8 protein-coding genes are annotated in these 7252 nt (G+C 63.6%); 2 read left to right on the forward strand and 6 right to left on the reverse strand.

Going from position 1 to position 7252, the window contains the following annotated elements; genetic code table 11:
- Position 1: 1 nt before the first annotated feature.
- The 5 genes from AC3EDY_RS08725 to pyrE are packed head-to-tail and all read right to left on the reverse strand — an operon-like array spanning position 2 to position 3835.
- The gene (locus AC3EDY_RS08725) at positions 2 to 1138 is read right to left on the reverse strand and encodes an AI-2E family transporter (protein WP_488572094.1); all 1137 of its coding nucleotides are present in this window, start codon (positions 1136 to 1138) and stop codon (positions 2 to 4) included.
- Between the two features lie 26 nt (positions 1139 to 1164).
- A complete protein-coding gene (lepB, locus tag AC3EDY_RS08730) occupies positions 1165 to 2043 on the reverse strand; it encodes a signal peptidase I (RefSeq protein ID WP_488572095.1) in 879 nt (292 codons plus the stop codon).
- Positions 2040 to 2459, reverse strand: a complete 420-nt coding sequence (acpS, locus tag AC3EDY_RS08735; protein ID WP_488572096.1) for a holo-ACP synthase — start codon at positions 2457 to 2459, stop codon at positions 2040 to 2042. Before acpS ends, lepB begins: the two co-directional genes overlap by 4 nt.
- 31 nt (positions 2460 to 2490) lie before the next feature.
- Complete coding sequence (locus tag AC3EDY_RS08740; RefSeq protein ID WP_488572097.1) at positions 2491 to 3234, reverse strand: pyridoxine 5'-phosphate synthase; 744 nt, start codon at positions 3232 to 3234, stop codon at positions 2491 to 2493.
- A gap of 16 nt (positions 3235 to 3250) precedes the next feature.
- Positions 3251 to 3835 (reverse strand): orotate phosphoribosyltransferase, encoded by a 585-nt coding sequence (gene pyrE, locus AC3EDY_RS08745; RefSeq protein ID WP_488572112.1) that lies wholly within the window; start codon positions 3833 to 3835, stop codon positions 3251 to 3253.
- A 275-nt stretch (positions 3836 to 4110) separates the two neighbouring features.
- Between pyrE and coxB the strand changes: the two genes are divergently transcribed.
- Both coxB and ctaD read left to right on the forward strand, forming a co-directional pair.
- The gene (coxB, locus tag AC3EDY_RS08750; RefSeq protein WP_488572098.1) at positions 4111 to 5007 is read left to right on the forward strand and encodes a cytochrome c oxidase subunit II; all 897 of its coding nucleotides are present in this window, start codon (positions 4111 to 4113) and stop codon (positions 5005 to 5007) included.
- 24 nt (positions 5008 to 5031) lie between these two features.
- Entirely contained in the window at positions 5032 to 6720 is a 1689-nt protein-coding gene (gene ctaD / locus AC3EDY_RS08755; RefSeq protein ID WP_488572099.1) for a cytochrome c oxidase subunit I, read from the forward strand.
- Between the two features lie 180 nt (positions 6721 to 6900).
- Here the strand turns inward: ctaD and AC3EDY_RS08760 are convergent.
- The coding region (locus AC3EDY_RS08760; RefSeq protein WP_488572100.1) for a hypothetical protein at positions 6901 to 7252 on the reverse strand (352 nt) is incomplete at its 5' end.

Below are 7252 nucleotides of genomic sequence, written 5' to 3' on the forward strand. Positions count from 1 at the left end.
GTCACGCCGATAGGACCTGTCTGGCGTCTTCGCTGCCCTCGTGATCGTTGCGCTCGGCCTGGCGTTCCAGCGCGATCTTGATCATCGCCACGATCGGATCGGCCAGGGCCAGTCCCAGAATGCCGAACAGCACGCCGAAGACCAATTGCGCCCCCAGCACCATCGCCGGCGCCAGATCCGCCGTTTTCTTGGCCACCATCGGCACGATCACGTTGCCGTCCACGGTCTGGACCACCAGATAGACGATGATGCAGTAGATGCCCATGCTGGTGCCGCCGGAAAACCCGACGAGCACCATCAGCAGGCCGGAGATGGGCGCGCCGATATTGGGCAGAAACACCAGCAGCCCGGTAAGGATGCCCAGCAGGGCCGACATCGGCACGCCGTAGATCGCCAGCAGCAGCCAGGTCCCCAGCCCCTCGGTGAACATTCCGATCATCCGCCCCAGCAGCAGCATGCGCAGCGATTTGCCCATGCGCTGCAACGTGGCCTGGAAGAAGGCGCGGCTCTCCAGCGGCAACAGCCAGGCGAACCCGCGCCGATAGATATCGGGCTCGAGCACGAAATAGATGCCCAGAATCACGATCAGGAAGAATGTGGTGAAGCCGCCGAAAATGCCGCCCAGCGCCCGGGTCACCGGGCCGACCCCGCCGATCACCTGCTCGGCGATCTTGGACACGTCGGCCTCGCCCACGTTGATGCCGTGGCCATGCAGCCAGCCCAGCGTGCGCTGGGCCTGCGTTTCGATGATATGCGGAAACTGGGCGGCCTGCGCGGCGATCTGGTTTCCGGCGAAATAGCCCAGCCACACCAGAAAGCCGACGGCGGCCAGCATGACCAAGGCGATGCGCAGGCTGCGCGGCCCCGGCATGATCCGGCCTAGCAGGCGTTGCCCGCCTTCGATCAGCGAGGCGAAGACCACCCCGCCGAAGATGACAAGCAGCGGCTGGGCCAGGAACACCGCCAGCACCACCAGCGCCGCGATGCCGATCCACACGAAAGCCTTCTTGGCTTCCTGCCGAATGGTTCGGTCGGCAATGTCGGTTGGGCCAGGCGCATGGGCTTTGCCTGCGGTCGCCGCCGGCGTGGCGGAACTGGCAGTTTGGGCGGAACTGTCGGGCTGGGCAGGATGATGCATGGCGTCGGGCCCCCTCGGCATGGATTTCAAGAAGCGGGAACGGGCGTTGCGACAACACGTTCCGGCCGCAGGCTGGTTCCACTGCGGGCACGGCGCACCGCGGGCCACCAGGTCAGCGGGTTCCACGTTTCGCTGCCATCGAGCGAGACGGTCACGAACTCCGCCCGGCCGCCCACATCGGCCAGGGCCACCGGCCCGCCCAGCCCTTTGAGCGCCAGCGGTTCGCGGCTGTCTGCCGAATGATCGCGGTTGTCCCCCATCAGGAAAACGTGCCCCGGGGGCACGGTGATTTCGCCATAATCGTCCAGCGGCTGCTGCTTGTGATCGATAATGCGATAGCTCGCGCCGTTGGGCAATGTTTCCCGCAGGATCGGCAGCTCGCAGAATTCGCGGCCCAGCGCGTTGCGAAAGCGCAGGCCGGGAAAATCGGCCGGCTGGCAAGGCTCGTTGGCATCGACCGGCAGCTCGAGCGGGGCTTCCACGGTCTGCGGCACGGCGCGGCCGTTCAGCACGATCTGCCCGTGGATCACCGCGATGCGGTCACCCGGCAGGGCCACGACCCGCTTGATATAGTCCTCGTTGCTGCCCCTTGGCACCACGATCACGATATCGCCATAGCGCGGCGTTGCCGGAAACAGCCGGGCACCCGATCGCGGCAGGACATGGAACGAGGGCGAAACCCATGACCAGCCATAGGGATACTTCGAAACCACCAGACGGTCGCCCACCAGCAGGTTGGGCATCATCGACATCGATGGGATGTAGAACGGCTTGGCCAGCAGGCTGTGGAACACCAGCACCGCCAACAGCATCCCTATCAGGCCGCGCAATTCCTCCCACCAGTTCACCCCGGCGCGCTGCACTTGGGCTTTTTCCGGCGGGGTGCCGGCGAGGCCTTCGCTCATAGTCCGTCTTCCGCGGCCAGAGGTAGGGCTTCTATCACCACGAACGCCTGCGCCCAGGGGTGATCGTCGGTCATTGTCAGGTGTACCACGGCTTCGTGGCCGGGCGGGGTGATCGCGGCCAGCCGGGCAGCGGCTCCACCCGTCAGCGCCAGGGTCGGCGCGCCCGACGGCGCATTGACCACGCCGATGTCCTTCATGAAAACCCCGGCCCTGAACCCGGTGCCCACCGCTTTGGAATAGGCTTCCTTGGCGGCAAACCGCTTTGCCAGCGTGTCGGCGCGGGTCAACGGCCGCCGTGCCGCCTTGGCCTGTTCGACGGGCGTGAACACCCGTTCGATGAAGCGGCCGCCGAAACGGTCCAGCGATTGCTGGATCCGTTCGATACTGCACAGATCGGAACCCAGGCCGATGATCACGCGGTTTGATCCTTCCTGGTGCGCAGGGGCTTCAGCGCACTTCGTCCATCAAGCCGCGCATCCTGCGCACGGCAGCATCAAGCCCCACGAAAATCGCCTCGCCAATCAGATAATGGCCGATATTGAGTTCGGCCAGCTGCGGAATGGCGGCCACTGGTTGCACATTGTCATAAGTCAGCCCGTGTCCGACATGCGGCTCGATCCCGTTCCTGGCCGCCAGCGCGGCCATGTCGGCCAGACGCCGCAGTTCCGCCGCGCGGGCTTCTCCTTCGGCGTGGGCATATTCCCCGGTGTGCAGTTCCACCACCGGCGCGCCCAGTTTGATCGCGGCTTCGATCTGCCGCGCCTCGGGCGCGATGAACAGGCTTACGCGGATGCCCGCGTCGGCCAGGCGCGCCACGATCGGTGCCAGCCGGTTGTGCTGGCCCGCGGCGTCGAGCCCGCCTTCGGTCGTGCGCTCTTCGCGCCGTTCGGGCACGATGCAGCAGGCATGCGGCTTGTGCCGCAAGGCGATGGCCAGCATTTCCTCGGTGGCAGCCATTTCCAGGTTCAGCGGCAGGCTGGTCGCGGCCTGGATGCGCGCCAGGTCCTCGTCGCGGATATGGCGGCGATCCTCGCGCAGGTGGGCGGTGATGCCATCGCCGCCCACGGCGGCAACGATCTCTGCGGCGCGCACGGGATCGGGATGATTGCCCCCGCGCGCGTTGCGAATCGTCGCCACGTGGTCGATGTTGACTCCCAGCCGCAGCCGCGCCGGTGCGAACAGTCCGCTCACCGTCTGGCCCCCCCGCTTATGGCTGCGCCCGGCTGCCCGGCTTGACCGCGGGCAGCGCGGCCAGTTCCGCCGGCAGCGCATCGGCGGCATATGTCGGGAAATGCAGCGAGACCAGCGGATAGAACGGCACGCCCAGATCCACGGTCCCGGCCGACCGATCGACCAGTGCCGCCTCCGCAACGACCACGCCGCCGGCGTCCTGCACCGCTTTGATCGCTTCGCGGCTGGAAAGGCCCGTGGTGACCACGTCTTCCACCATCAGGATCTTTTCGCCCGGCGTCAGCGCAAAGCCGCGGCGCAGTTCGAACGTGCCGGTAGGCCGTTCCACGAAAACGGCTTCCACTCCCAGGGCGCGGCCCATCTCGTGACCGAAGATCACGCCGCCCATGGCTGGCGAAACCACTTTTGAAATCTGCTGGCGCACGTCGCGCGGCAGCTTGGCGGCCAGCGCGCTGGCCAGGCGTGATGCGCGCATCGGATCCATCAGCACGCGGGCACATTGCAAGTAATGGGCGCTGTGGCGGCCCGAAGAGAGCAGGAAATGCCCTTCGAGCAACGCCTGGCAGGCACGGAATTCGGAAAGGATGTCGTCTTCCTGCATGGTTTTCGTTCGCTGGCCCTGCATCGTGTTTCTATGTCTGTGTGGTTGCCATGGGCGTTGGCGCGGCGGCGGGCAAGGGTTTTTCGCCCGGGACAGGGCACCGGGCGGGCACTGCTGGCCCAAGGGGCAATTGTTTCGTGCGGCGATGGTGCAGGAGGCAACTTGTGGGGCGCGACAAGGCCGCGTATAGCCGGGCAGAACAGAGGCAAGTGCAATCACTGCACGCGGCGTTTTTGAAGCCGGCGTGCATACGGGGAAGAGCGGAACAAGCGACGATGAGCCCACTCGAATTCGTCCGCCAGGCGGGCACTGCGTTCCGGACCGCGGGTCCTGTCGTGGCCGGCATTGCGGCAAGTGCGGCAGCAGCGGTGCCTTCAATGGCGCTCGCCGCGGCTACTTACGTCCCGGCCAAGCCGGTACCTGGCAAGGGGCAGCCGGTTCCCGGCGGCTGGACATTCCAGGACCAGTATTCGCCGATCGGCCAGGAAGCGCTGAAAATGCACGATTACGTGCTGATGCCGGTGATCACGGCGATCACCCTCCTGGTGCTCGTCCTGCTGATCGTGGTGATGGCCAAGTTCAACCGCCGCAAGAACCCGGTCGCTTCCAAGACCAGTCACAACACCGTGATCGAGGTAATCTGGACGCTGGTGCCGGTGCTCATCCTCGTGGTGATCGCCGTCCCTTCGATCCGCCTTCTTGCCCATCAGTTCGAACCCGCGCCCAAAGGCGCGCTGACGGTCAAGGTCACCGGCTACCAGTGGTACTGGGGCTATGCCTATCCAGACAACGGCGGGTTCGAAGTGATTTCGAACATGCTGTCGCCCGAAGATGCGATCAAGCATGGCGAACAGCCGCAACTGGCCGTCGACAACCGCATGGTCGTTCCGGCCGGCGTGCCGATCCGGCTGCAGACCACGGGGGCCGACGTGATCCATTCGTTCGGCGTGCCCTCGCTGTGGTTCAAGCTCGACGCCGTGCCGGGCCGCATCAATGAAAAGGTGCTGCTGATCAACAAGCCCGGCGTCTATTACGGCCAATGCTCCGAACTGTGCGGCGCGCGCCACGGCTATATGCCGATCGTGGTCGAAGCCGTGACCAAGCCCCAGTTCGACGCCTGGATCAAGAGCCAGGGCGGCACCGTTGGCGGCGCAGCCGCGCCCGCCGCCTGATCAATTCAAGAGGACCCGCCCGCCATGGCCACCATTCCCGCCGATCATGAAAGCTTCGATGCGCACCATGATCATGCTCACGATCACGATCACAAGCCGGGCTTTTTCGCCCGGTGGTTCATGTCCACCAACCACAAGGACATCGGCACGCTCTACCTGATCTTCGCAATTTTCGCCGGCGTTGTCGGCGGTGCGATCTCGGGCATCATGCGGGCCGAACTGGCGCATCCCGGGATTCAGTACCTTGCGTTCTGGACCAGGTTCGTCGGTGGCGACGGCGCCGATTTCAACCAGACGCTGCACATGTGGAACGTGCTGATCACGGCGCACGGCCTGATCATGGTCTTTTTCATGGTCATGCCCGCGATCATCGGCGGTTTCGGCAACTGGTTCGTGCCGATCATGATCGGCGCGCCCGACATGGCCTTCCCGCGGATGAACAACATTTCGTTCTGGCTGACCTTCTCGGGCTTCTGCTCGTTGATGATCTCGCCGTTCGTGCCCGGAGGCACCGGGCATGGGGCGGGTACCGGCTGGACGGTCTATGCGCCGCTTTCCACCTCTGGTTCGGTCGGTCCGGCAGTCGATTTCGCGATCTTCTCGCTGCACCTTGCCGGCGCCGGCTCGATTCTTGGCGCGGTCAATTTCATCACGACCATTTTCAACATGCGCGCCCCGGGCATGACTTTGCACAAGATGCCGCTGTTCGTGTGGTCGGTGCTGGTCACGGCGTTCCTGCTGCTGCTCGCCCTGCCGGTGCTGGCCGCAGCCATCACCATGCTGCTTACCGATCGTAACTTCGGCACGACCTTCTTCGATCCGGCCGGCGGCGGTGATCCCATTCTCTACCAGCACCTGTTCTGGTTTTTCGGCCACCCCGAAGTCTACATCATGATTCTGCCGGGCTTCGGCATCATCAGCCAGATCGTCTCAACCTTCTCGCGAAAGCCGGTGTTCGGCTATCTGGGCATGGCTTATGCCATGGTCGCGATCGGGCTGGTCGGCTTCATCGTGTGGGCGCACCACATGTACACCACCGGTATCGACGTGAATACCAAGATGTATTTCACGGCCGCCACCATGGTCATCGCCGTACCCACGGGTATCAAGATCTTCTCGTGGATCGCCACGATGTGGGGCGGTTCGATCGAGTTCAAATCTCCAATGGTCTGGGCCATCGGCTTCATCTTCCTGTTCACCATGGGCGGCGTCACCGGTGTGGTCCTGGCGAACGGAGGCATCGACGACAACCTTCAGGATACCTATTACGTCGTGGCGCACTTCCACTACGTACTGTCGCTGGGGGCGGTCACTTCGCTTTTCGCCGGGTTCTTCTACTGGTTCCCCAAGATGAGCGGGAGGATGCACTCCGAGTTTCTCAGCCATCTCCAGTTCTGGGTATTCTTTGTCGGGGTGAACCTGATCTTCTTCCCGATGCACTTTCTCGGCGTGCAGGGCATGCCGCGCCGTTATCCCGATTATGCCCCGGCGTTCGAATATTGGAACAATATCGCCACGATCGGCTACATGGTCATGGCCGGCTCGCTGGTGATCTTCTTCATCAATCTCGTCTATGCCTTTGCCGCCGGCAAGAAGGCCGCGCCTAACTACTGGGGTGAAGGTGCCACGACGCTGGAATGGACCCTGTCCAGCCCGCCTCCGTTCCACCAGTTCGAAACGCTGCCGGTGATCGAGGACGTGCATCACCACTGACGTCGCACGATCCGTCGCAACATGACAAAGCCCCGCAGCTTGCGCTGCGGGGCTTTGTCATGTTTCCTGCCCGCTACCGCGAATCCCTCCGGCGCCATGACGGGCTGCTGCGCTGGTTGCTGCCTGGTGTTGCGGGGTTGGGGGGATGGTTGTTAAGGGTTTGATGTGTGGTTGTTTTTGTCAATTGGACAAAATTATGTCGGATGACGGTTGACGGTAGTTTGAGTGATTTATATATGGCGCTTCACCGACGCGGTTGTGCGGCTGGTTTTGGCTGGTTGCATGCGGGTTGCATCTTTGTTGGGTGCATCTGCGCGGGTTGCGTTGTGACTGTCGGATAGCTGGGGTTGGCATGGTTTCCGGTGAGAGCTGGGGATTGTTTGCCGGTCTTTGTTTTTGCTGTTTGCGGTTTGGTTCTTTGACATTGTTGATGAGATGAAGGGACATGCGGGCGACGGCGCCTGGTGCCGGGGGTCTTTGGGCTCCGGCGGCCAGAACAATCAAGCCGTTGTTTTGCATGTCTTCGTATCCA

Source organism: Novosphingobium sp. DS6-6 (assembly GCF_057784975.1).